Origin of the sequence: Neisseria flavescens (assembly GCF_005221285.1) — a bacterium.
Lineage (GTDB): Bacteria > Pseudomonadota > Gammaproteobacteria > Burkholderiales > Neisseriaceae > Neisseria > Neisseria flavescens.
The window spans coordinates 538,327-563,498 of record NZ_CP039886.1; the positions used below are offsets into that span (position 1 = coordinate 538,327).

At 50.1% G+C, this 25,172-nt stretch carries 23 protein-coding genes and 1 pseudogene; 9 read left to right on the forward strand and 15 right to left on the reverse strand.

Features of this window, described 5'->3' with window-relative positions; translation table 11 throughout:
- Positions 1-6: 6 nt before the first annotated feature.
- Positions 7-450, reverse strand: a complete 444-nt coding sequence (locus tag FAH67_RS02845) for an RpiB/LacA/LacB family sugar-phosphate isomerase (protein WP_039863446.1) — start codon at positions 448-450, stop codon at positions 7-9.
- A gap of 86 nt (positions 451-536) precedes the next feature.
- On the opposite strand from FAH67_RS02845, the gene FAH67_RS02850 reads away from it, so the two are divergent.
- The 3 genes from FAH67_RS02850 to FAH67_RS02865 all read left to right on the forward strand — a co-directional run bounded on the left by FAH67_RS02850 (position 537) and on the right by FAH67_RS02865 (position 2,410).
- Complete coding sequence (locus tag FAH67_RS02850) at positions 537-1,190, forward strand: metallophosphoesterase (RefSeq protein ID WP_003678641.1); 654 nt, start codon at positions 537-539, stop codon at positions 1,188-1,190.
- 137 nt (positions 1,191-1,327) lie between these two features.
- Entirely contained in the window at positions 1,328-1,792 is a 465-nt protein-coding gene (gene nudB / locus FAH67_RS02860) for a dihydroneopterin triphosphate diphosphatase (RefSeq protein ID WP_003678636.1), read from the forward strand.
- A gap of 84 nt (positions 1,793-1,876) precedes the next feature.
- Positions 1,877-2,410 (forward strand): inorganic diphosphatase, encoded by a 534-nt coding sequence (locus FAH67_RS02865; protein WP_003678634.1) that lies wholly within the window; start codon positions 1,877-1,879, stop codon positions 2,408-2,410.
- Between the two features lie 100 nt (positions 2,411-2,510).
- Here the strand turns inward: FAH67_RS02865 and FAH67_RS02870 are convergent, their stop codons facing one another.
- The 5 genes from FAH67_RS02870 to FAH67_RS02890 form a co-directional block, all read right to left on the reverse strand.
- A complete protein-coding gene (locus FAH67_RS02870) occupies positions 2,511-3,098 on the reverse strand; it encodes a hypothetical protein (protein ID WP_003678632.1) in 588 nt (195 codons plus the stop codon).
- Positions 3,099-3,188: 90 nt separating this feature from the next.
- Positions 3,189-3,695, reverse strand: coding sequence for a hypothetical protein (locus FAH67_RS02875; RefSeq protein ID WP_039863445.1), 507 nt, complete (start codon positions 3,693-3,695; stop codon positions 3,189-3,191).
- 454 nt (positions 3,696-4,149) lie between these two features.
- Complete coding sequence (locus tag FAH67_RS02880; RefSeq protein WP_003678624.1) at positions 4,150-4,473, reverse strand: DMT family transporter; 324 nt, start codon at positions 4,471-4,473, stop codon at positions 4,150-4,152.
- A 27-nt stretch (positions 4,474-4,500) separates the two neighbouring features.
- Positions 4,501-5,370 carry an ABC transporter six-transmembrane domain-containing protein gene (locus FAH67_RS02885; protein WP_003678623.1) on the reverse strand — a complete coding sequence of 290 codons (870 nt, stop codon included), beginning with the start codon at positions 5,368-5,370 and terminating at the stop codon, positions 4,501-4,503.
- Positions 5,371-5,381: 11 nt separating this feature from the next.
- Positions 5,382-5,807 carry a MarR family winged helix-turn-helix transcriptional regulator gene (locus tag FAH67_RS02890; protein WP_003678621.1) on the reverse strand — a complete coding sequence of 142 codons (426 nt, stop codon included), beginning with the start codon at positions 5,805-5,807 and terminating at the stop codon, positions 5,382-5,384.
- Positions 5,808-5,989: 182 nt separating this feature from the next.
- On the opposite strand from FAH67_RS02890, the gene yddG reads away from it, so the two are divergent.
- Together yddG and FAH67_RS02900 are read left to right on the forward strand one after the other, a co-directional pair.
- Positions 5,990-6,904, forward strand: a complete 915-nt coding sequence (gene yddG, locus FAH67_RS02895) for an aromatic amino acid DMT transporter YddG (RefSeq protein WP_039863448.1) — start codon at positions 5,990-5,992, stop codon at positions 6,902-6,904.
- A gap of 137 nt (positions 6,905-7,041) precedes the next feature.
- A pseudogene (locus tag FAH67_RS02900) lies at positions 7,042-7,236 on the forward strand (elongation factor 1-alpha C-terminal domain-related protein); the annotation flags it as partial.
- 72 nt (positions 7,237-7,308) lie between these two features.
- Here FAH67_RS02900 and glyA read toward each other — a convergent pair.
- Together glyA and FAH67_RS02910 are read right to left on the reverse strand one after the other, a co-directional pair.
- Positions 7,309-8,559: a serine hydroxymethyltransferase gene (glyA, locus tag FAH67_RS02905; RefSeq protein ID WP_003678615.1), complete on the reverse strand. Its 1,251-nt coding sequence runs from the start codon at positions 8,557-8,559 to the stop codon at positions 7,309-7,311.
- A 133-nt stretch (positions 8,560-8,692) separates the two neighbouring features.
- Positions 8,693-9,067: a hypothetical protein gene (locus FAH67_RS02910; protein WP_003678612.1), complete on the reverse strand. Its 375-nt coding sequence runs from the start codon at positions 9,065-9,067 to the stop codon at positions 8,693-8,695.
- 221 nt (positions 9,068-9,288) lie between these two features.
- Here FAH67_RS02910 and FAH67_RS02915 point away from each other — a divergent pair, with 221 nt between their 5' ends.
- Together FAH67_RS02915 and FAH67_RS02920 are read left to right on the forward strand one after the other, a co-directional pair.
- Positions 9,289-9,507 (forward strand): HP1242/YdcH family protein, encoded by a 219-nt coding sequence (locus FAH67_RS02915; RefSeq protein ID WP_003678609.1) that lies wholly within the window; start codon positions 9,289-9,291, stop codon positions 9,505-9,507.
- Between the two features lie 230 nt (positions 9,508-9,737).
- Positions 9,738-11,960: a FepA family TonB-dependent siderophore receptor gene (locus FAH67_RS02920; RefSeq protein WP_003678608.1), complete on the forward strand. Its 2,223-nt coding sequence runs from the start codon at positions 9,738-9,740 to the stop codon at positions 11,958-11,960.
- A gap of 180 nt (positions 11,961-12,140) precedes the next feature.
- Here the strand turns inward: FAH67_RS02920 and FAH67_RS02925 are convergent, their stop codons facing one another.
- From FAH67_RS02925 to FAH67_RS11495, 4 genes are all read right to left on the reverse strand, one after another.
- Positions 12,141-12,803, reverse strand: coding sequence for an NAD(P)H-dependent oxidoreductase (locus tag FAH67_RS02925; protein ID WP_003678606.1), 663 nt, complete (start codon positions 12,801-12,803; stop codon positions 12,141-12,143).
- 245 nt (positions 12,804-13,048) lie between these two features.
- A complete protein-coding gene (gene aspA / locus FAH67_RS02930) occupies positions 13,049-14,446 on the reverse strand; it encodes an aspartate ammonia-lyase (RefSeq protein ID WP_003679808.1) in 1,398 nt (465 codons plus the stop codon).
- 89 nt (positions 14,447-14,535) lie between these two features.
- Complete coding sequence (locus FAH67_RS02935) at positions 14,536-14,736, reverse strand: hypothetical protein (protein ID WP_003679807.1); 201 nt, start codon at positions 14,734-14,736, stop codon at positions 14,536-14,538.
- A 191-nt stretch (positions 14,737-14,927) separates the two neighbouring features.
- Positions 14,928-15,074: a hypothetical protein gene (locus FAH67_RS11495; RefSeq protein ID WP_003685706.1), complete on the reverse strand. Its 147-nt coding sequence runs from the start codon at positions 15,072-15,074 to the stop codon at positions 14,928-14,930.
- A gap of 298 nt (positions 15,075-15,372) precedes the next feature.
- On the opposite strand from FAH67_RS11495, the gene FAH67_RS02940 reads away from it, so the two are divergent.
- A complete protein-coding gene (locus tag FAH67_RS02940) occupies positions 15,373-16,065 on the forward strand; it encodes a VIT1/CCC1 transporter family protein (RefSeq protein ID WP_003679805.1) in 693 nt (230 codons plus the stop codon).
- Positions 16,066-16,195: 130 nt separating this feature from the next.
- On the forward strand, positions 16,196-19,879 hold the full coding sequence (gene mfd / locus FAH67_RS02945) for a transcription-repair coupling factor (RefSeq protein WP_112890732.1): 3,684 nt from the start codon (positions 16,196-16,198) through the stop codon (positions 19,877-19,879).
- Positions 19,880-19,954: 75 nt separating this feature from the next.
- Here mfd and FAH67_RS02950 read toward each other — a convergent pair whose 3' ends face one another.
- The 3 genes from FAH67_RS02950 to hemE all read right to left on the reverse strand — a co-directional run bounded on the left by FAH67_RS02950 (position 19,955) and on the right by hemE (position 25,068).
- Positions 19,955-22,051 (reverse strand): TonB-dependent receptor plug domain-containing protein, encoded by a 2,097-nt coding sequence (locus FAH67_RS02950; RefSeq protein ID WP_003679802.1) that lies wholly within the window; start codon positions 22,049-22,051, stop codon positions 19,955-19,957.
- A gap of 316 nt (positions 22,052-22,367) precedes the next feature.
- Positions 22,368-23,861, reverse strand: a complete 1,494-nt coding sequence (gene cls, locus FAH67_RS02955) for a cardiolipin synthase (RefSeq protein ID WP_003679800.1) — start codon at positions 23,859-23,861, stop codon at positions 22,368-22,370.
- A 145-nt stretch (positions 23,862-24,006) separates the two neighbouring features.
- Positions 24,007-25,068 (reverse strand): uroporphyrinogen decarboxylase, encoded by a 1,062-nt coding sequence (hemE, locus tag FAH67_RS02960; RefSeq protein WP_003679799.1) that lies wholly within the window; start codon positions 25,066-25,068, stop codon positions 24,007-24,009.
- Positions 25,069-25,172: the final 104 nt, after the last annotated feature.

Here is a 25,172-nt window from a genome sequence, read left to right on the forward strand (position 1 = left end):
GCGTATTTATTTTTCGCGCTCGTATGCTTCGATTTCGCCGACTTTAGGTGCATAGCCGCTGTTTGTGTCGTGACGCAAGTCCAACCAGATATCGACCAATGCCCAAGCGGCCGGAGCTGCGATGACGTTTTGCCCCATACATAAAACCTGCGCATCATAGTTTTCCACCGAGCCGCGAAGGGTGAGCAAATCGTGCGCCGTCGCTGCCCGTATGCCGCGCACTTTATTGGCGGCGATTGCCGTGCCCACGCCGGTACCGCAAATCAACAGCGCACGGTCGGCGCGTCCTGCCGCGACTTCTTCAGCCGCGGCAAACGAGAGTTGCGGATAGGTTCCTTCTGGCGAGGATAAATCGACCAAGCTGCTGACACGCGGGTCGTTTTGCAGATGCGCTTTGAGTGCGTCTTTCAATATTGCGCCGTTGGCCGGCGCGGCAATAATCAAACGCATAAAAACTCCTTGAAGCACACAATAAACATTCCTCAGCATACGCCCGATCGTGATACGATTCAAGCTTGCAACGCAGAGAGCACGGCATGAGCAAAACCTACTTCACATCAGACCTACATTTCTCACATAAAAACATCACCAAATTCTGCCCGCAATTTCGACCGTTCGATAACGTGGAGCAGATGGATGAATTTTTAATCCGGACATGGAATGAAACCGTTACGCCTGAAGATACGGTGTACAACTTGGGCGATTTTTCCTTTGCCCAAGACCATAAGCAGATAGAGCGCGTTTTGTCGCGGTTGAACGGGCAACATCACTTGATTTACGGCAATCATGATCATGTGATTCGGCAGCATGCCGATTTTTTCCGCAGCCAGACCAAGCATGACGGCCATCCGCTGCTGTCGTCCATACGGCCGTATTTGAAACTCAAATCGCCGGAAATTAAGAATACTCTGGTTCTCTTTCACTATCCGATTCAGGAGTGGGACGGCTGCTATCAGGGCTGGTATCACTTGTACGGCCATTTACATGACAGGGTGGCGGCAATCAAAGGGCGTGCTTTAAATGTCGGATTTGATTTGCACGGTCGCTTTTTGACGGCGCAAGACGTCGATAAGTTTTTGTGTGATTTGCCTAAAATTTCGTATTTTGGCGAAGCAGGCTTGAAGGCCAATTCGCCGGAAGAAGCGGCAGAGCTGGTGTCTCGGAAACTGGCGCAATTAAATCAGGTATAATTTCAGACGGCCTTTGCGGATTTCCGGCAAAGGCCGTCTGAATATCAATTCCCCATTTTTGAGTGATACATGGAAAACCTTTTGGCTTACTTACTACAAAAAATCAGCCTTCCCAATCAATCCGGCAAGGACAAGTCATGAGCGGCAAGCCTCTGAAGTATCCCGTTTCCGCTTTGGTCGTTTTGCATGATAAAGACGGCAATATCCTGCTGATTGAACGCACGGCGCCGCAAGGTTTTTGGCAGTCGGTTACCGGCAGCATGGAAGAGGGCGAGTGTATCGAAGAAACCGCATGGCGCGAAGTGTGGGAAGAAACCGGTATCCGTCTGGCAGACGGACAGCTGGAAAACTGGCACGACAGTACCGTTTATGAAATCTATCATCACTGGCGCCATCGCTATCCCAAAGGCGTTTTTGAAAACCGTGAACACATCTTCTCCGCCCAAATTCCGCGCGATACGCCCATCATACTGCAACCGGACGAACACGTTGCCTACGGTTGGTTTGGTGCGGAAGAAGCGGCGGAAAAAGTGTTTTCCCCTTCCAATAAACGCGCAATTTTAGAACTGGTCAAAAGGCTGAATGCCAAAAAGGCCGTCTGAATACGACAGTTTCACATTTTCAGACGGCCTTGGGTTTGCTATACTTTCGCCGTTTGACTCTCTTTAAAATCAAAGGAAACCATCATGGCAGACTTCAATAAAATTCTGACCCCGGGCGACGTGGACGGCGGCATCATCAACGTTGTCAACGAAATCCCTGCGGGCAGCAACCACAAAATCGAATGGAACCGTAAACTGGCCGCGTTCCAACTCGACCGCGTTGAACCGGCAATTTTCGCCAAACCGACCAACTACGGCTTCATTCCGCAAACTTTGGACGAAGACGGCGACGAATTGGACGTATTGCTGGTGACCGAGCAGCCTTTGGCAACCGGTATTTTCCTGGAAGCACGCGTTATCGGCGTGATGAAATTCGTTGACGACGGCGAAGTGGACGACAAAATCGTTTGCGTTCCGGCCGACGACCGCAACAACGGCAACGCCTACAAAACTTTGGCCGATTTGCCGCAACAACTGATCAAACAAATCGAGTTTCACTTCAACCACTACAAAGACCTGAAAAAAGCAGGTACCACTAAAGTTGAATCTTGGGGCGATGTAGAAGAAGCGAAACAAGTCATCAAAGAATCTATCGAACGTTGGAACAAACAAGCCTAATCGGTTTGTCCCGTCCAATATCAAGGCCATCTGAAAATCTGATTTTCAGACGGCCTTTTATATTGGGAGCGTTTATATCAAAGATGGAATATAAACCGAATCAGCGACGGCGACCAAAGCCCCGCCCCATGCTTGGGCGGCGGTAGTTGGAAGGCTGGCGCGCGGTTTCGCGGTAACGCTGTTGCTGTTGAGCGTTTTGTTGTTGCGCATTTTTCTGTTGGGCACGCAGGGTGCGTGTATTCAGCTGTTGGCTGGTACGTCCGTTTGGACGTGCGGTTTGATAATAGTTGGTACGGGCTTGACGGGCAATCGGGCTGTTTTGATTGCTTGCCTGTGTGAATTTGTTGGCCAATGCGTTGCCGATAAATGCACCGGCTGCCGCACCCACCAAGCTTTGCAGCAGCCAGCTGCCGGTGGATTGGTCGTAGATGTATTGTTGGCCGTCTGTACCGGTTACCGGTTGGCCGTTGTTGCCGTTGGCTTGTGCTTCGGCAGGAATGGTGTCTTTCACGGCTTCGGGCGTGAGCTGGTAAACCGTATTGTCTTCTTGTTGGCCGTTTTGTTGTGCCAACTGTTGTTGCAATGCTTCGATTTGTTTTTGTTGCTGCTCAAGCTGCGCTTGGGTATTGTCTTTGCAGGCAGCGAGGGCAAAAGTGGAAAGGGCGGCTAAGGCAATCAGTTTTTTCATTGTTTTTCCTGAGAGAGGTTTGTCTTTGCCGAGATTTCGGCGGGGTGTGTTTGCCTAATATTAAACCATTTCCCTGTTTTTCAAGTGGTTTTACAAAATAATATTGGAAAGTTGCGCTGCAAATGCACGACTGTTGGCAGCCAGATTGCCCAGTGCAGGCATTTCGTGTTCGGTTTCGATAATCAGCAGGTTGGCAGGGCGGCGGGTATGCAGGGACATTTGCATTTCAGCGGGAGAGAAGGGCATGTGATGACGTTTGGCGAAAGCTTCGGCGCGTTTGTTGGCGGTTTTGAGCATAGGCAGTAGGGTAATATCCAAATGGAAACGGCGTACGCCTAGAACCAAAATACGCGCTGCGAAGAAATCCGCTTCATCAGTAAAAACGCTGGGGCTGCTTTGATTGAAGTCGTGGCGCTCTGCGGCAATCAAAGTCGCGATGGTGCGCACTTGTGGAATCAGGGCTTCGCTGATGAGATTGTCAGGCGAATCTGGCAAAGTGTGCATGTTGAGCATGCTGTGGTGGCTGTTGCTGTCAACGACCATGCGGCAGGTGTGTAACATTTGGGTTTGGCTGTGGATTTTAGTTGAAGCGGTCATGGCTGTATTCCTTATTTCTTGAAAATGCGTGGATTTAAGCGGCCATGATAGGTATAAAAAAAGCCGCTCAAATGAGGCGGCTCTAATTTGCGTATTTTCAATTTGATCTGTTTCAGACAAGCGCAAAAAAGTACCGCACGTTTGTGTGGTACCAATAGAAGAAAGTAGCAGAGCGTTGCGCGGTTTGCATGATGAAAATACGTCTTTAATGTATAAAAGAATGAAACGTAGTTTAAAACAAGAATGCCAGTAATTTCAATATCCAATCGACAAAACCCACCAATAAATCTACAAGTTGTTGTAATCCTTCCAATTTATTTTCTTTCGAGTGAGTCAGATTTGCACAATTATAATGCAAAACCGGGTAAATTGATAACAATCCGAGCAGGCTCTTTAAAAAGGCCGTCTGAAATTCAGCTTTCAGACGGCCTTGGATTGGATAGAAACGAGATTTTCAGTTTCCGCTGGAAAGTTTCATCACTACGACACCGGAGATGATGAGAAATGCGCCGAGCCAGCGGCCGATGTTGGCGGCATCGTTGAAAAATACAACGCCCACTAAAAATGCCCCTGCGGCGCCTATGCCTGTCCAGACGGCGTAGGCTGTACCCATCGGAATACTTTTTTGGGCAAGGTAAAGGAAGTATCCGCTGCCGACGATGCAGGCAAGCGCGGCAGCAAAGCCATGCCAGCGGTAGCCTTCCTGTTGTGCCAGTTTCAAGCCCAATGGCCAGCCGATTTCCAGCATACCGGCTAAGATTAAATAAAACCAACTCATAATATGTCCTGATAGTGTGTTAAGGTTTCAGACGGCCTTGGAAAGATTGTTTTCTTCCGAGAGTTCAATGCGTTGTCCGATATCTTTTAGATTGGAGTATTGTTCGACCAAGCGCGGTACATCGTCCAAGCTCATTGCAAACATCCATAAATAAGTGCTGACGGAATAGATATGGCCGGCGCTGCCATAGCCTTTAAGCGTCATGTGTATAAAGGCGAAGCCGAACAATACGCTCATCGCCATGCCGATACTGAGATAGCCTAAGGCTTCGCGGTTGGAAATCAGCACGCGTAGTTTGGCAACCCAGCCATAGTGGCGGTAGAGCTGATGCTCGTTGCCGTCGCGGATAAGGTGGTTGTCGCGTTCAAGCCGGTTGTTTAAATGGAAATATAGGTTTTCGCTGATGGCGGCAAAACGCGGCAGCAACCATAAAAACAGGGCAAGTATCGCGACAGCCAATACGCCCACCCAAAATTCCAATATCAGCAACATCATACATGCACCGAAGATGGAGACCAAAGAAGTAGCAGCGATGGGTAGGTGTTCTTCAAAAAAACTGACAAACTCACGCGATAGGGCAACGCGTGCGGTAATGGCGGAATGCGGTATTTCTCGTTTGCGCTGTTCCAAAACGACCGGGACGGCGATTTCAGTATAGATTTGGGTAAACGTACGCGTATCTGCTGCTCGGCGGGCGGCGCCGATTACCCACATTAATAAAACCACCACACCATACAACATCGCCTGCCAGACTTTGCCTTCTATAACGGCATTAATCGCCCAGCCGCCAAACACGGGATATACCAGCAAGAGCAGATTATCCAAGCCGACGAGAGAGAAGGTTGTGATGAGTTTGCGGCGGTGTGTTTGACCGATGTGTTTCAACATTTTCCACATGGTTGCCCTCCTTATTTAGTATTGAGGGTTTGCGCCATTAATTCGGCCAACGCGTCCAAATCGGCAAACAGTCGGGCTGCACGTTTTTCACCGAAGGCGGTAAAAATTCGTTTGCTGAATTCCTGCATATTTTGCACCAATGGTGCGGCAGATTTCTTGCCTTGCTCGGTCAGCGACAATAAGCGTTCGCGTTTGTCTTGTTCGCTTTCGTGAAATGTCAGCAAGCCTTGTTCCGCCAGCGTTTTGCATGTGCCCGAAACGGTTTGCTTGGGTAGGCTCCATTCTTCGCCTATGTATTTTTGAGTGCGGTTGCCTTCGGTGGCTAAGGTGTAGAGAACGGCAAAGGTATTGTAGTTGGTGTTTTGCTGTTTAATCCATTGGTCGAATGCGCTGTCTATATGGCTGATGCGCATACCGAGTTGGTCGAGCTGATTCATAAATTGGTCTCGATATTGACTAATCGGATGTGGATTATAGTCATATTTAGGACTAATTGCAAATAGAAGGCCGTCTGAAACAATCATTTTCAGACGGCCTTGAAACCGTTAAAATAATTAATGTAGAAACGATATATTCAAACTACGATAAACCCAATAAAACCATCTTCAACACATACGCCATGATTCATTTCTTATCTCAAAACATTTCATCCAAACAAGCCACTGCCATCGGGCTGCTTGCCGTTGCCTTATGGAGCTTCGTCATTTCCCTGATACGCTCTTTGAGCCTGCATATGGGGGCAGTGGGCGGCGCGGCAATGATGTACACCTTGTCCACCGTATTGATTTGGCTGATTTTCGGTCGACCGCATTTGCGCAATTACAAACGCAGCTATCTGTTTTGGGCGAGCGTATTTTTTGTCGGCTGCGAACTGTGTTTGTCGCTCTCGGTCGGTTTTGCGCAAAACGCAAGACAGGCGGTGGAAATCGGTATGGTGAATTATTTGTGGCCGACGTTTACCATCGTCGGAGCGGTATATTTCAACAAACAGCCGTCAAAATGGTGGATAGTCATCGGCTTTGTGCTGTCGTTTTTTGGGATTGCCACTGTACTTGGCGGCGATGTCGGCTTGTCGATTTCCGGCATCTACCACAATGTCCGCACCAATCCCGGCGGCTATATCATGGCATTTGTAGATGCCGTACTTTGGGCGGCATATTGTACGCTGACGGCGCGCGTGAAAGCAGAGAGCAGCAGCGTTGGCTTCTTCTTTGCGCTGGTGTCAATACTGCTGTGGATCGAATACTTTCTCAGCGGCGCGAATACGTTGAATTTTGATTCCGTATCGGTCGGCTATGCCGTTGCCGCCGCAGCTTGCATGGGTTTGGGCTATGCAGTGTGGAATATCGGTATTTCGCGCGGCAACCTGACCGTATTGGCAGGTGCATCTTATTTCATTCCGGTATTGTCTGCGGTGGTGTCATCGTTTGTGATTAGCGCGCCGTTGTCCATGACGTTTTGGCAGGGTGCAGGAATGGTGTGCTTAGGATCAATTGTGTGTTGGTTGGCGACCCGGAGAAAACGGATGGCGTGAGGCAACATCCCATAGCTTTGTGATATAACGAAAACAGCTTTTTTAACAACCAAACATTCTTTCCCATTTTCAGACGGCCTGTTTAAAGTAGCAGTCAGTTTGAGAAATCACGAGAAATGGACAAGCTTAACCGTGCTGCTGAATCCGCAGAAACGCTCAAGCTCAACGATATCGGCAGCGTCAGCTTCAAAACCCAGCAGCCGCTTGCCGTTGCCGCATACGAAGACAACCATGCACAAGGCGCGTTTATTTTGATTGATGAAGCCACCAACCATACTGTCGCGGCAGGCATGATAGGCAAAGTCAGCGAAGCAAACAGTTTTGAAATTTAAAAGAAAAGTTGAAATAAAAAAAGGCCGTCTGAACATTCAGACGGCCTGTTATTTTATCCAAGTCGGAAATGCTTATGCGCCGTAAACGGGGTATTTATTGCACAAAGCAGTCACTTGTTCGCGGACTTTGGCGAGGTTGGCTTCGTCTTCAGGGTTGGCCAATACGTCGGCAACCAAGTTCGCCAATACGCGTGCGTCGGCTTCGTTAAAGCCGCGTGTGGTCATAGCGGCGGAGCCGATGCGGATGCCGGAGGTAACGAATGGTTTTTCCGGATCATTCGGAATAGCGTTTTTGTTGACGGTGATGTGAGCTTTGCCCAAAGCGGCTTCGGCGGCTTTGCCGGTAATTTTCATCGGTTGCAGGTCAACGAGGAAAACGTGGCTTTCAGTACGGCCGGAAACGATGCGCAAACCGCGTTTAACCAGCTCTTCCGCCATGGCGGCAGCATTGATTTTCACTTGTTTTGCGTATTGTTTGAACTCAGGTTGCAACGCTTCTTTAAACGCTACGGCTTTGGCAGCGATAACGTGCATCAACGGGCCGCCTTGCAGGCTTGGGAAGATGGAAGAGTTCAGCGCTTTTTCGTGGGTATTGTCACGGCACAAAATCACACCGCCGCGAGGGCCGCGCAGGGTTTTATGGGTGGTGGTGGTGACGAAGTCGCAGAATGGCACCGGGTTAGGATATTCGCCGCCGGCAATCAGACCGGCATAGTGCGCCATGTCGACAAAGAGGTATGCGCCTACTTTGTCGGCGATTTCGCGGAATTTTGCCCAGTCGATTTGCAGCGCGTAGGCAGATGCGCCGGCCACAATCATTTTGGGTTTGTGTTCAAGAGCCAAGCGTTCTACTTCGGCATAATCGAGCACTTCGTTTTCGTCCAAACCATAAGTAACGGCGTTGTAGAGTTTGCCGGAGATATTAACGCTTGCGCCGTGGGTCAGGTGGCCGCCGTGTGCCAGAGACATACCCAAAATGGTGTCGCCCGGTTTCAAAACAGAAGCGTACACGGCTTGGTTGGCTTGGGAACCGGAGTGCGGTTGAACGTTGGCATAAGCGGCGCCAAACAGTTCTTTTACGCGGTCAATCGCCAATTGTTCAACAATATCAACGTATTCGCAGCCGCCGTAGTAGCGTTTGCCGGGATAGCCTTCGGCGTATTTGTTGGTCAATTGCGAACCTTGGGCCTCCATAACGGCGCAGCTGACGTAGTTTTCAGAGGCGATCAGCTCGACGTGGTCTTGCTGGCGCTTGTCTTCTTGGGCGATGGCTGCTGCCAAATCGGGGTCATATTGTGCGAGGGTAACGCTTTTTGAAAACATGTTCTCGATTCCTTTGTGATGGGCTGAAAATATTAGGATGGATGCTGCGGATTGGTTCAAGATGAACTATTTTTCTTGCATTGTCAACAATTGTGTCGGGTGTTTGGTTTCAGATGGCCTGTGATTGAAGGGTTTATTTGAAAATATCATCTTGTTTTAAATGAAAATCCATTTTATCCAGAAGTGCGGCTAAATCGGCTTCGGCTTGGGCGGCCTTAAGATTTTTTGCCAGTTCTACCAAGGCTACCGCATTTAATCGCTCTTTCTCCAGCCGTAGTGCTTCTTCGCTGAAGATTTTGATATTGTCTGCCGATTCGGCGGCATCTATTTTTTCAAATGGATAAAACGATTCTTCGTGTACGGCCAAACCGTCGGGCAGGGGCGCGGCATGGTTGAAATCGGCATCATTGACCGGCATCCATGAAGGATGGTTCTCAAGCAGGATAAATTGTCCGTCCATGCCGTTGATATGACGGAATAGGGTGGTTTGGCCATTGTGTAAACGCATAAGCCTGATTGTATGCCCAAGTCGGCAAGCCGTCTATAAAGCCGTTTCTTTCTATTTTGGCGCTAACTTATGTTGATATTATTAATTTTGATGTAAAACAGTTTCGACTTAAAAAAGACTGGATAAAACGCCCGTGTTTGTTATAATGAAGCTAAAGATTGATTCGTCTTGGTTTTTGACAGCAGTACTTTTTTATTTAATTAACAAGAGAGGAAAACAAAATGTTTCCAGAATATCGCGATTTGATTTCTAAACTGAAACAAGAAGATACACACTTTGCCCGTTTGTTTGACGAGCACAATGAGCTGGACGATAAAATCACCGGTTTGGTTAACAACCCTGTTACCAGCGGTTCCGAAGAGATTGAAGAGCTGAAAAAAGCCAAACTCAAACTCAAAGACGAATTGTATGCTATTCTGCAAAAAGCAGCAGGCAAATAATTAAAAATTGAATAAGGCCGTCTGAACGGTATGATAGGAATCTCGGATTTCGTTTCATGCTGTTTCAGACGGCCTTTTTAGTTGTTTGGTATTTTGTTAATTCTATTAACAAAATTTAAATATTAATTGTAAATCACTCTTAATTTCATTGAAAATTCTGTTAAGTTTATTTAAAATCCAAAACGATTTTCATTTTATTTTAAACAAATAAAACCAAGAGAAACGATGCAATGAAAACATTCACACTCGCCATTTTGCCCTTGGCGTTAATTAGTGCATTCTCACACGCAGCTGAAGAGAAAGCCGTTGAGCAGGCTGAAGTCGATACCGTTTACGTTACTGCCGAGAAGCAGTTGCAACAATCGCTCGGGGTATCGCGTATTTCTAAAGACGACATCGACAAACGCCCTGCAGCCAATGATATTTCCGAATTTGTCCGCACCATGCCGGGGGTCAACCTGACCGGCAATACGGCAACAGGTCAGCGTGGCAACAAACGCCAAATCGACTTGCGCGGTATGGGTCCTGAAAATACTTTGATTTTGATTGACGGCAAGCCGGTTAACTCGCGCCAGTCTGAGCGTATCAGTATGCGCGGTGAACGCAATACGCGTGGCGACAGCAACTGGGTGCCGGTTGAAGAGATTGAATCTATTACCGTCTTGCGCGGTCCGGCGGCGACCCGTTACGGCTCCGGCGCGATGGGCGGCGTGGTCAATATTGTTACCAAAAAAGTGTCTAAAGAATTTAAAGGCCAAGTCAATCTGTATGCCAATCAGCCGCAAGACAGCAAAGAGGGCGCAACCCGCCGTATCGGCTTTAATTTGAGCGGCCCGATTATTCAAGATACTTTGGGCTTCCGCATTTACGGCAATCTGAATAAAACGGATGCAGATGCTGCCGATATTAATGCCGGACACGGCAATGACAGCGCGGCCGGTGTCGAAGGCGTACGCAATAAAGACATTGCAGGCCGTCTGCAATGGAAAATCAGCCCAGCGCAAACGCTGATTTTGGACAGCAGTTACAGCCGTCAGGGCAATATCTACAACGGCGATACGCAAAACAGCAATCCGCGTTCTGCTTTGGTTAATTCTCTGGCCGACAGCAAGGCTGAAACTGCCCGCTTATACCGTTCCGCTTATTCTTTAACGCATGATGGCGCATGGGAATGGGGCGATACCAAAAACGTGATCAGTTATGAGCGTACAGTCAACAGCCACTTGCCTGAAGGTTTGGCCGGCGGTCCGGAAGGCAGCTATACAGGCTTGGATTTTGTCCAAAGCCGTCTGAAAAACCTGCGTTTCAGCAGCGAAGCGAATATTCCGTTTAAACTTGGTGTCGATAATGTATTGACGGTTGGTGCGGAATTTACTGACAGTAAATTGGACGATCCTACATCTAACTCGCAAAGTCTGACAGATACTATTCCCGGTAAGCCACCACGCAAGGTTGTGAACATCTTCTCGGGCGTGTCGGAACATCGTAGCGGTAAAACTTCACAACGCAACTGGGCGGCCTACGTTGAAGACAATATTTCGTTGACCGACAAAACCCACCTGATTCCGGCCATCCGTTTCGACCACAACAGTGCCAGCGGCAGCAACTGGAGTCCGGCTTTGAACTTCTCGCATCAAATCGGCGAAAACTGGTTGGTTAAAGGCGGTATTGCCCGTGCGTATAAAGCACCAAATTTGTATCAAGCTAGTTCTGACTTTATCCTGTACACACGCGGTCAGGGCTGTCCGCTCAATGCGCCGAACAATGTCAGCTGTTTCTACATGGGCAACAGCAATTTGAAACCTGAAACCAGCATTAATAAAGAGATTGGCCTTGAGTTCAACAAAAACAGCTGGCAGGCTTCGGCGACTTATTTCCATAATGCGTACCGCAATAAAATCGTGATCGGCGACCAGCTTATTGCCACCAGCAATATCGGTAACTGGCTCCTGCAATGGGAAAATACGCCGAAAGCGACTATTTCGGGTATCGAAGGCAACTTGGTGATTCCGTTGCATGACACACTCAAGTGGAGCAACAATTTCACTTACATGCACAAATCCGAAGATTATCAAGGTAATCCATTGTCTTTGGTGCCGAAACACACCATCAACAGCACATTGTCTTGGACGCCGAACGAACACTTCGATGCCAATCTGACCTTTACCCACTACGGCCGCACTAAACCGCGTGGCGTGGCGATCAATAGACTGGAACGAGACGGTAATCCACGTGCAGGTATCACGCCTTTAACTTCCGAACATAACCAAACGCAAGTCGGCTCTTACGGCATTTGGGGCATCAATGCAGGCTACAACTGGAACAAACGCGTGGCCGTCCGTGGCGGTATCAGCAATCTGTTTGACAAAAAACTGTACCGCACAACTGCCGGCGCACAAACTTACAACGAGCATGGCCGTGCCTTCTACGGCAGTTTGAAAGTATCGTTTTAAGTAGAAGCGTATTAAATCAGGCCGTCTGAAACGGTGTGAAATGAAATCTAGGATTTCTGACACAGGGTTTCAGACGGCCTTTTTATTTGGATTTTTAGCGGTCTTTGTTGTTACGGAATTTGCTTCTCTTTTAGAAAAAAATAAAAGGGCGGTATTTGCCGCCCTGAAAATCCAAACCGCTTATTCAATCCAAGTTACCATTTCTTCAATCGGTTTGCGTGCTTTTTTGGTAATTTCTTTGGCGCGATAGCCGAATGTTGCCGCTACGGATACGCCCCATTCGTTGGCATCAAACAGGCCTTCTGCCGCCAATACTTCGTTCATTTTGTCGTAGTTGAAGCCTTCGATTGGGCAGGAATCGATGCCGATGGCGGCTGCGCCAGTGAGCATATTGGCTAAAGCGATATAGGTTTGCTTGCCGCTCCAGTCGAAGAGTGCGCGTTGGTCGTCGGCAATTTTAATGTCGGTTTCTTGGAAGCGTTTGTATTTTGCCAACGCTTTTTCCAGCTGCTCGCCTTGCAAGCCCCTGCGTTCGGCAACGCTGCGGAAGAACGGGGTATCGTAACGGGCATTTTTCTTGGCAAGGATAATCACCAGATGGCTGCAGTCGTCCAGTTGGAATTGCATCCCCCAGCTGAAAGGCTTGATTTTCTCACGCAGCGCTTTGTTTTGAATCACCAAGAATTTCCATGGCTCGGAGCCGACAGAGCTGGGCGAGAGGCGGGCAAATTCTAAAATCGCTGCAAAATCTTCTTGGCTGATTTTTTTGTTGGGATCGTAATAACGGGTGGAGCAGCGATTTTCGAATACTTGCAGCATTTGTTCGCGTGTAATTTGATTCATCTGGTTTTCCTAATAAATGAAGATGTTATTCCAATATCCGGTTTCTTCTGAGGCATCATTACCGGCATAACCTTAAGGAAGAAACAGGCTGGGGCAACACCATGTTAAATCAAACCTGACGGTCAGGCTATCTTTTAATTCTGAATTTCACAAAAAAATTCGATAAATATCAATATCAATACGAAAAGGCCGTCTGAAACTTTAAACGTTTAAAGTTTCAGACGGCCTTTGATTTCAAATCCTGATTACAGATGAGGATTAATCAGGTTTTCAGGAGAGAGGATGCGGTTGAGCTTTTCTTCGCTCAACAGACCGCACTCCAGTACGACTTCACGCACGCCTTTGCCGGTTTGGGCGCAGATTTTGCCGACCAAGTCGCCGTTGTGGTGACCGATGTACGGATTCAGATAAGTCACCAAACCGATGGAGTTGAAAACGTAACGTTCGCAGATTTCGCGGTTGACCGTAATGCCTTTGACGCATTTGTCGGACAGGTTGACTGCGGCATTACCCAAGAGGGAAATGGTTTCAAACATACATTGGGCGATGACCGGCTCCATAACGTTCAGCTGCAACTGACCTGCTTCGGCTGCGAAAGTGATGGTGGTGTCGTTGCCGATGACTTTGAAGCAGACTTGGTTGACGACTTCGGGAATCACGGGATTGACTTTGGCGGGCATGATGGAAGAGCCGGCCTGCAATTCGGGCAGGTTGATTTCTTTCAAACCGGCGCGCGGGCCGGAAGAGAGCAGGCGCAAGTCGTTGCAGATTTTGGAGAGTTTGACGGCCGTGCGTTTCAATGCGCCGTGTACCATCACATATGCGCCGCAGTCGGAGGTCGCTTCGATCAGGTTTTCAGTCAGTTTGCAAGGCAGGCCGCTGACTTTGGAAAGTTTCTCAACGACCAAAGCCGCATAGCCTTTAGGCGTATTCACGCCTGTACCGATGGCGGTTGCGCCGAGGTTGACTTCAAGCAGTAAGGAGCGGGTACGGTCGAGGTTGAGGATTTCTTCTTCCAACAACACTTGGAAAGATTGGAATTCTTGTCCGGCAGTCATTGGTACGGCATCTTGAAGCTGGGTGCGGCCCATTTTCAAAACGTCTTTAAATTCTTCGGCTTTGGCGGCAAAGGCGTTTTTCAGGATAGCCAGTTTGTCGAGCAATTCGCCGATGCTGTAATACACGGCAAGGCGGAAGCCGGTAGGGTAGGCGTCGTTGGTGGATTGGCTGGCGTTGACATGGTCCATCGGATTGACGATGTCGTAGTGGCCTTTTTCGTGTCCCAAGACTTCCAATGCGAGGTTGGCAATGACTTCGTTGGTATTCATGTTGACCGAAGTACCGGCGCCGCCTTGATAAACGTCGGACGGGAATTGGTCGAGGCAGCGGCCTTTGACCAATACTTCATCGCAGGCTTTTTCGATGGCGGCCGCGATTTCCGGCTTGATGGCACCCAATGCGCCGTTTGCCTGGGCGGTTGCTTTTTTCACCATCACCATGCTGCGGACAAATTGCGGTACGTCGGAAATTTTTTGTGTGGAAATTTTGAAGTTTTCAATGGCGCGCAAAGTATGGATGCCCCAATATACTTCAGCAGGGATCTCGCGGTCGCCCAGTAAATCGTGTTCGATTCGTACAGTCATTTCTCTTACCTTCTCGTATAGTTGTGTTGGTGTGCATTATGCGTTTGGAACATTAGCCCAGTTCGGCAAGATTGTCCAGTCTATAAGGCTTAATCGTCAGGATGAAAGCGCGCTGCTTCGCGTTCCTTGGCAACCGTATCTTTATCTTTCAGTTTTGCGCCCAGGCCCAACATTTTTTCGTATTCGGATTGCGGTGTGCCATCGTCCTGCATACCGAACGCGCTGGCGTTGACCCAGAGGGCGAGTAGGGAAACGATAATGGCGAAAAAGCCGACGATATACCAAAACATTTTTTTCTTCCTTGTGTGTCTGCGGATGCAGATTGTTGTGGTTTGTAAAGATGTGAATGTAGCACAAACGCGGTTGGGTTTAAATTCTTCTCCCGCATCCTTTCATTGATTTACCTGTAAATGTTTAGAAAGGAAAAGGCCGTCTGAAAAGTAAGACTTTTCAGACGGCCTTGGAGGCTTTGTCGGGAAGATTAGCCGCCGCATGCGCCGCAGCAACCGCCTTCGCTGTGACCGCCGCGTTTTTCTTCGTTGTTGATAACGGGCAGTTCGGTTTCTTCGGTTTGCTCTTTTTTATCTTCAGGCAAATCGTTTACTTTGATTTTGTTTTCTTCGGCCATGATACATCCTTTCAATGGATTGAGGAGTGGAAAGATTCATAAAGATAGCATCTTTAAGGCGATAAACCAAGCAGTACAAAACTGCCTTGTGATAATGCCATGACTTGGAACAATAAATTTACTTGTAAAAGCGTTCAGGCCGTCTGAAAAACCCCAAAGAGGAGTGTTGGCTTTTATGGTTTGAAATGGCAGCAGAAAGATTTAAGAATGCTTGATCTGAAGGGATAAACTGACATTGATTTCAAAAAACAATACAATGTTATCATCATCTGGAAACAGCCAATTTATCGGAGCATATATGTATTCACATCACAGCGAACGCCATTTCAGCGACCGCAACAATTGGCTTCGGGCAAGCGTATTGGGTGCCAATGACGGCCTGATTTCCACTGCCTCGCTGTTGACGGGCGTAGCCGCAGCCGCGCCAGATTTCCAAACCCTACTTTTGACGGGCGTTTCGGCGCTTATCGGGGGCGCGGTGTCAATGGCGGCGGGGGAGTATGTTTCCGTGTCCAGCCAATCGGATACGGAAAAAGCCGATTTGCACAAAGAACGCTACGAATTGGCAAATAATCCTGATGCCGAACTTGAAGAGCTGACTGAAATTTACCGCCGCCGCGGTTTGTCCGACCCGCTCGCCGCAGAGGTGGCCAAAGCCTTGATGGAACACGATGCGCTCGCCGCCCACGCGCGCGACGAAATCGGCATTACCGAAACCTCTGCCGCCCAACCCATGCAGGCTGCGCTGGCTTCTGCCGCTTCATTTTGTGCCGGCGCGATTTTGCCTTTACTGGTCGCATTGACGGCTTCTAGTACCATTGTTCCGGCCTTGGCAGTTTCCACCTTGTGCGGACTGGCCGGACTGGGCTATGTCTCCGCCAAACTCGGCGGCGCGCCTGTCATCCCCGCCGTTTTGCGCGTGTGCTTATGGGGCGTGGCAGCATTGGTGATAACCGGATTTATTGGAAAACTGGCGGGTGTGGCGGTCTGAATGTAAGGCCTTATATTCTTTTAAACCTGTATCCAGTAAAATTGAAAATCTATTTGATCGCTAAAGGCCGTCTGAAAATTTTTCAGACGGCTTATGGTACTTGTATTTACTTATTACAAACTGTTTTGTCATGACCTACCCCATCCCCAAACCCCGTGAAAAATCCCGTTGGCTCAATCTCTCGCAAGGCTCGCTGCCCTTGGCTTTAGCGCGTTATCTGCCGCATAGGCGGCTCAAAGTCGTGCTGACCCAAGATGCGGAACAGGCGCTACGCCTTCAGACGGCCTGGCGGTTTTTCCGTCCGCACGATACGGCGGTGTTCCTGCCGGACTGGGAAACGTTGCCTTACGAGCGTTTTTCTCCGCATCAGGATTTGGTGTCGGAGCGCTTGTCGGCGTTGTGGCAGATTAAAAGCGGCGCGGCGGATGTGTTGTTCGTGCCGGTTGCCACGGCGATGCAGAAGCTGCCGCCCGTGCCGTTTCTGGCAGGGCGCACGTTTTGGCTGAAAACAGGGCAGACTTTGGATATAGGCCGTCTGAAAAGCGATTTGGTGGATGCAGGTTATAACCATGTTTCCCACGTTGTTGCGGCAGGCGAGTTTGCCGTGCGCGGCGGTATTGTCGATTTGTTCCCGATGGGCAGTGAAATGCCGTACCGTATTGATTTGTTCGACGATGAAATCGACAGCATCAAAACCTTTGATACTGAAACGCAGCGCACCATCTCCCCCGTTTCCGAAATCCGCCTGCTGCCGGCGCACGAGTTCCCCACCGACAGCGAGGCGCAAAAGATTTTCCGCAGCCGCTTCCGAGAAGAAGTCGACGGCAATCCGAACGATGCCGCTGTGTATAAAGCCGTCAGCAACGGCCATTTTGGTGCGGGCGTGGAATATTACCTGCCGCTGTTTTTTGAAAACGAGCTGGAAACGCTATTTGACTATATCGGCGAAGATGCGCTGTTTGTCTCTTTGGGCGACGTTCACGCCGAGGCAAACCGCTTTTGGAGCGACGTCAAATCACGTTACGCGATGGCGCAGGGCGACGAAACCTATCCGCCTTTGCTTCCACAGCATTTGTATCTCTCTGCCGATGTGTTCGCAGGCCGTCTGAAAAACTACGGACAAGTGCTGCCCGATGTTTCCGGCAAGGAACACACTCTGCCCGACCTTGCCGTCAACCGCCAATCCGACGAGCCGTTGCAGGCATTGAAGGATTTTCAGACGACCTTTGAAGGACGGATTTTGCTGTGTGCCGAAAGTCTGGGACGGCGCGAAACCATGCTCGGCTTCTTGCAGCAAAACGGCTTGAAAGCCAAACCTGTGTCCGACTGGCAGGGCTTTTTATCGGCGCACGAGCCGCTGATGATTACGGTCGCGCCGTTGGCATACGGGTTCAAACTGGGCGGGCTGAACTCTCCGAGCCAACAGCAAGCTGCTTCCGCCTCCGAGAGAGAAGGCAAAGCAGCTGCCGACCAAACCGAATTTTCCGCAGCCGCAACAAACCCTCTCCCCAGCCCTCTCCCGCAGGAGAGGGAACAAAGTGCCGCCGCCGTTTCAGACGGCCTGAAAACCGAAAGCAGCCTGTATCTCGTCGCAAATGATTTGCACGGGCAAACCCGACAGCAGCCTGCCCCCTCCCCCGTGGGGGAGGGTTGGGGAAAGGGCAAAGCGGTTGCCGACCAAAGTGCCATCGCCGTCATCACCGAATCCGAACTCTACCAATACGTCGCCCGTTCGCGCGCCCACAACCGCCGCAAGAAACACGCCGCCGTTTCAGACGGCCTGTTGCGCGACCTTGCCGAAATCAATATCGGAGATCCTGTCGTGCACGAAGAACACGGCATCGGGCGGTATATGGGCTTGGTAACGATGGACTTGGGCGGCGAAACCAATGAAATGATGTTGCTTGAATATGCGGATGAAGCGCAGCTTTATGTACCTGTTTCGCAACTGCATTTAATCAGCCGCTACTCCGGTCAGGCGCATGAAAACGTTGCTTTGCACAAGCTCGGCAGCGGCGCGTGGAACAAGGCGAAGCGCAAAGCCGCCGAAAAAGCGCGTGATACCGCCGCCGAATTGCTCAACCTCTACGCCCAGCGTGCCGCCCAATCGGGACACAAGTTTGAAATCAACGAGTTGGATTATCAGGCGTTTGCCGACGGTTTCGGCTACGAAGAAACAGAAGACCAGGCTGCCGCCATCGCCGCTGTGATTAAGGATTTGACGCAGGCGAAGCCGATGGATCGCCTAGTGTGTGGCGATGTCGGTTTCGGCAAAACCGAAGTCGCCCTGCGCGCCGCGTTTGTGGCGGTAATGGGTGGCAAACAGGTCGCCGTACTCGCCCCGACCACGCTTCTGGTCGAGCAGCACGCGCAAAATTTCGCCGACCGCTTCGCCGATTTCCCCGTGAAAGTCGCCGGCCTTTCGCGTTTCAATAACAGCAAAGCCACCAAAGCCGCACTGGAAGGTATGGCGGACGGCACGGTCGATATCGTTATCGGCACGCACAAATTGGTGCAGGACGACATCAGATTCAAAAACTTAGGTTTAGTGATTATCGATGAAGAACACCGCTTTGGCGTTCGCCAAAAAGAGCAGCTCAAACGCCTGCGCGCCAATGTCGATATCCTTACCATGACCGCCACGCCGATTCCGCGTACTTTAAGTATGGCGTTGGAAGGCCTGCGCGACTTTTCGCTGATTACCACCGCGCCCAGCCGCCGCCTCGCCGTCAAAACTTTTGTCAAACCCTTCAGCGAAGGCAGCGTGCGCGAAGCCGTATTGCGCGAACTCAAACGCGGCGGACAGGTATTTTTCCTGCACAATGAAGTAGATACGATTGAAAATATGCGCGAGCGGCTGGAAACCCTGCTGCCCGAAGCCCGCATCGGCGTAGCGCACGGACAACTGCGCGAGCGCGAGCTGGAGCAAGTGATGCGCGACTTTTTGCAACAAAGATTTAACGTGTTGCTCTGTTCCACCATCATCGAAACCGGTATCGACATCCCCAACGCCAACACCATCATCATCAACCGCACCGACAAATTCGGACTGGCGCAACTGCACCAGCTTCGCGGGCGCGTCGGCCGCAGCCACCATCAAGCCTACGCCTACCTGCTCACGCCCGAATACATCACCAAAGACGCAGAAAAACGCCTCGATGCCATTGCGGCGGCAGACGAACTCGGCGCAGGCTTCACCCTCGCCATGCAGGATTTGGAAATCCGCGGCGCAGGCGAAATCCTTGGCGAAGGTCAGTCCGGCGAAATGATGCAGGTCGGCTTCACGCTCTACACCGAAATGCTCAAACAGGCCGTGCGCGACCTCAAAAAAGGCCGCCAGCCCGACCTCGACGCACCGTTGGGCATTACCACCGAAATCAAACTGCACAGCCCGGCATTACTGCCCGAAAGCTACTGCCCCGACATCCACGAACGGCTCGTCCTCTACAAACGCCTCGCCGTCTGCGAAACCGTGCAGCAAATCAACGCCATACACGAAGAACTCGTCGACCGCTTCGGCCTGCCAGAACAACCCGTCAAAACCCTCATCGAAAGCCACCACTTACGGCTTGCGGCAAAAGAATTGGGTATTGATGCCATCGATGCGGCCGGCGAATCGGTAACGGTAACCTTCGGCAAAAACCACAATGTCGATCCAACCGAAATCATCCTGCTGATTCAGAACGACAAAAAATACCGCCTTGCCAGTTCGGATAAACTGCGGTTTACTGCAGAGATGGAAAATATCGAAGTACGGATTAATACGGTGAAGAATGTATTGAAGACTTTGAAAGAAAGGGTGATGGTGAAGTAAGGATGGAGGAAAAAAGGCCGTCTGAAAATTGAATTTCAGACGGCCTTTAATTTCTTTATAAGGTCGTTCGTATCATCAGAAACGATAGTTCACGCCCAAGGTAAACTCGCGACCGCGTTCGTAGAAGGGCACGCGTCCGTTGCCATCGGGGAAGCGTTGGCTGTGCGAACGGTATTGTTTGTTGCCGATGTTGTTGACGGCGAAGTTGACGTTCAGGTTGTCTTTTTTCAGCGGCTGCCAGTTGGCGTAAATGTCGTGTACGCCGTAACCGGCTTTCTTACCGTGTATCGTGCCTTGTCCACGGGCGACGTCGGTGTATTTCACGCTTTGGGCGTAGCGACCGCGCCAGCCGATTTCGAGTTTGGGGTTTTCAAACTGATAAGACAGGCCGGTCAGCCATTGGCGGCCGGTATTCCAGAAGGTAAACGAGCTTTCGTGGTCTTCCGCCTTTATCAGGCTTTCGCCGTAGTACATTTCGCCTTTTAACCGCGGTTTGACGTAGGACACCCCTAACCGTGCGGTCAGACCACCCCAGCGGTAGGACGCGTCAAGTTCGTAGCCATAGGTTTTAAGCGTGCCGCCGTTGTAAATCTTGCCGCGTTCGGTGATGGAGGCGGTGTCGTTGTTGATTTTTGCCCAACGATAGACGATGAGGTCTTTGATGCGTTGGTGGAACACGCTGCCACTGACGTTGAAATTGTCGTTGCGCCATTTGAAGCCCAATTCGGCGCGGCGGGCGGTTTCGGCTTTGAGCTTGCCGTCCAAATCGGCGGCGGCGCCTGCGCGTTCGTTAGCCAACAGGGCTTCGTTCAGGCGGGGCGCGCGGCTTGCCTGATTGAGGTTTGCCAAGAGCGAGAAGTTGTCGTTGATGTCCCAAATCGCGCCGATGCTGGGGTTGAGCTGTCCGTGCGACGCGCTTTGTTTGCTGGCGGCGTTGTATTTGAAATGGTCGTAACGCAGGCCGGTGGTCAGGGTAACGGGGTGCAGGTTCCAAATGCCTTCCGTGTACACGCCGTATTCGGCCTTTTTCTCTTTGTCGCGGTCATACAGGCCGAGAATCTTCAGCCATGCGCCTTTGTCGGACGGCTCGGAGGTTTCGTGGCGGTAGTTGACGCCGTATTTCACCATGTGTCCGTCGCCGAAGGAGCTGGCGAGGTTCAGATTCGCTCCGGTCGCTTTGATTTTGCTCAACTCAAGCTTGCCGATGGGAACGCCGCCTTGCGCCGTGCCGGAAGCTTGGGCTTTCGGGGAAGGCGCGCCTTTAGGCGGCTTAGTGTCGTCGGTGTTGATTTGGAAGACGTTGGTGTCGATTTTGTCGATGAAGCCGACATTGCGGCCGCGGTATTCCAGATTGTAGGTTTGCTCTTTTTGATAAGTGCCATCCACGCCAATGTAGCTGTCAACGTTTTGGAACTCGGCTTTGTCGGTGCGGTTGCCTTTTTGGTATTCCTGACGGTAGGTCAGGCGGATGCCGTGGTCGTCGTTGAAATCGTAGCCGAGTTTGGCGAGGTAGCTGTGCTGTTTCAGACGACTGCCAAGGTTGACATTGCCGTTGCCGTCTTTGTAGTCGCGGTTGTTGAGGAAGTTACCTGCAAACAGGGCATCGAAGCCGTTTTGATAGCCGTAAACCGCCGCGTTGCCGGTTGATCCTTTATTGCTGCTCAAGCCCGCGCCGAGTTTGAAACCGAAAGGTTTGCCGTCTGTCAGCAGGTCTTTCGCGTCAACCGTTGTTACGCGGATGGTACCGCCGACCGCGCCCAAACCCGCGCTCGCCGCGCCCGTGCCTTTTTCGACGTTGATGCTTTTTACCAAAGCGGGGTCAAGCTGGAAGCGGCTTTGGTGGTGGAAGATTTTAGTGGATTGGCTGGTGTTGTCGACTTCTAGGTTAATCTTGTCTTCACCAACGCCGCGGATGCTGTAAAACTGCGCCACACCGTTGCCGCCGCCGACATCCATACCGATTTGGTCTTTCATGACTTGTTTCAAATCGGTCGAAATCTCGCGGTCAAGCTGGTTGCGGGTTACACGAGTCGGTACGGCAGTACCGGTGACTTTAATTTCATTCAGCTCGGCAGTTTCTGCGGGTCGCAAATTTTCGGCATGAGCGAAACTTGTTGATAATGCAAGGGTAATGATACTAAGGCGGAATACAGGAGAGGAGACCTTATTCATGAGTTTTCCTAAGTAAAAAATTGACTGTTTATTCTAATTATTATAATAATGATTATCAATTTTTAATAGATATTAATAAATATATTCTGTTTTATTCCAGTATAAAATTAATAGGATTTTTATAAAAATCAATTAGTTTATATTTTAGTTAAATTTAGTAAAGATTATTTGGTTGGGAAATGGGTTTAGTCTTACTTTTTCCGAGAGGGAGAGATGGGATAGCTTGAATATCTGTCAATAAAGAATTTTGTCTATCAGTATGTTATTTAAAAGGCCGTCTGAAAAATATTTTTCAGACGGCCTAAATATTTATGTTTTACAACAAAGGGCTCATTAGACGGACGGCATTTTCCACGAAGCCGCGTAGTTTGGAGCGTTGTTGCCATGATTTGATGGCAATGTAGCTGCTGTTTTTAAGGTAGCTGCGCTGCAGATGGCAGATTTGTTTGGTGGTGTCGCGATCATAGATGGCGAGGCTGATTTCTAGGTTGAGGAAGAAGCTGCGCATGTCCATGTTGACCGTGCCGAAGAGGGAGTAGTCTTCGTCAATGGTCATGGTTTTGGCATGTAAGAGCCCACCTTCAAACATGGCGATTTTGACTCCTGCTTCCAGCAACATAGGGTAGTAGGCGCGTGAGGCATAGCGCACCATCAGTGAATCGACTTTGGCAGGCAGTATCAGGGTCACTTTGACGCCGCGTTTGGCGGCAACGGTTAATGCCATGAGAAGCGGCTCGTCGGGAACAAAGTAGGGAGTGGTAATCGTGATTTGTTTGGTAGCGGCATAGATGGCGCTGATGATGGTTTCATAGATGACGAAGCTGCCTTGCTCAGGGGCAGATGGAATGATTTGGGCAACGATATCGGCTTGCTGCATTTTTTCAGGAAGGATTTGGGGCAGCAGGCTTTGGGCTTGGTTGAGGTATGTTTGTACGTTTTGGAGGTTTTCATCGGTTTCGACGGCAAGGTCGGCGAAGAAGACGGCAGACAGTTCCAAAACCATAGGCCCTGTGCAGCGCATCATGACATCGACCCATTCTCCGACGCCGGAGTTTTGTTTGAAATAGCGTGGGTCGACAAGGTTGAAGCTGCCGGTATAACCGATTTTGCTGTCGATAACGAGGATTTTTCGGTGGTTGCGCAGGTCGGTACGCGTGAATAATGTACGCCAAATGCCGACAGGTAATGAGGTATGTACTTCAACGCCTGCTTGGCGCAGTATCTCTACCCAGTCACTTTCAAAAAAACTCCTGCTGCCGACGGCATCGGCCAGAATGGCGCAGTCAACGCCTCGATCTGCGGCGGTAAGAATTTCATTTAAAATTTCTTCAATGCGGCCTTTGGGTTCGATAATGTAAAAGGCCAGCAGGCAGGAATGGGTTGCGGCGCGTATGTCTGCAAGCATGCTGTCGATAATGGTATCTGTGGTCGAGAGCAGGCTCATGGCGTTGCCTTTGGTTGCACCCAGCCCCGTTCCTTTTTCGGCAACTTTACTGATGCCGTGGTATCGTGATTTGACTTGGTCGGTAATGTCGAGATAGATATCGGCTAGATGGGTGGCGGCAAAGTTCCGGTAGAAGCGGTTCATTTCGCCGGTACGTTTGGCGCGGGCGGTGCCTAGACGAGGCTCTCCAATAAGGATGTAGGCGATGGTTCCGAATACGGGGAAAAGGAATAGGATAATCAGCCAGGCAAAGGTTGAGCCGATGTTTTTTTGTTTGTACAACACGCGCAGCATGCAGACGAGTGCAGCGCAGGTGTGGGCGAAAATGAAAATTTCGGTCCAGGTGATGTCTTTAAAAAAATTCATATTCGGTAGCGGGAGTGGATGTGTTTTTAAGTTTGAAGGTGTCAGCTGATAAGCTTCAGATATTAAGTATATAGAAAAACCGTCTGAAAACAAATTTACACGATAATCGTGTTTTTGCTTTCAGACGGCCTTTGAGTTGCTTTAATTAACGGTGATACTGACGGGACAATTCGTGTACGGTATCGACCAATATTTTGGCGTGTTCCGGATCGGCGTGTTGGTTGATGCCGTGGCCGAGGTTGAATACATGGCCGCTGCCGTTGCCATAGTCGGCAAGAATGCGTGCGACCTCGGTGCGGATAGATTCCGGTGTACCGAAGAGGGCAAACGGGTCGAAGTTGCCTTGCAGGGCAACTTGTTCGCCGACGCGACGGCGGGCTTTGCCGATGTTGCAGGTCCAGTCCAAGCCCAATGCATCTGCGCCGATTTCTGCCATGCTTTCCAACCATAAGCCGCCGCCTTTGGCAAATACGATAACAGGCACGCGGCGGCCTTCGCTTTCGCGTTTGAGTCCGGCAACGATTTGTCGAATGTACTTCAGGCTGAACTCTTTAAATGCGGCATCACTCAACACGCCGCCCCAAGTGTCGAAAATTTGTACGGCTTGTGCGCCGGCATCGATTTGGGCATTAAGATAGGCGGTAACGGCTTGTGCATTGGTGTCGAGGATTTTATGCAGCAAATCAGGACGCGAATACATCATGGTTTTGATGGTGCAAAATTCTTTGCTGCTGCCGCCTTCAACCATGTAGCAGGCAAGTGTGAACGGGCTGCCTGAGAAGCCGATCAGTGGAACTCGGCCGTCCAGTGCTTTACGGATGGAAGTCACTGCATCAAAGACGTATTGCAGTTTTTCCATGTCGGGAACTTGCAGTTTTGCAATGTCGGCTTCGTGTTGCAAAGCGCGTTCAAATTTTGGGCCTTCGCCTTCAGCAAAATACAGACCCAAACCCATGGCATCGGGAACGGTCAGAATATCGGAAAACAGAATTGCCGCGTCCAGATCAAAACGTTCTAAAGGCTGGATGGTGACTTCAGTCGCCAGCTCGGTGTTTTTGCACAAATCGAGAAAGCTGCCTGCGCGTGCACGTGTGGCTTTGTATTCAGGCAGATAGCGTCCGGCTTGGCGCATCATCCAGATGGGAGTGTATTCGACAGGCTGTTTGAGCAGGGCGCGGAGGAAAGTGTCGTTTTTCAGAGCAGTCATGATAAATAGGCTTTCTGATTTGGGGTGTTGGACAAAGTTCAGACGGCCTTAGATATGTATTGAGGCCGTCTGAAATAATTAAATGGTTGGTTTTGTAGTAGATT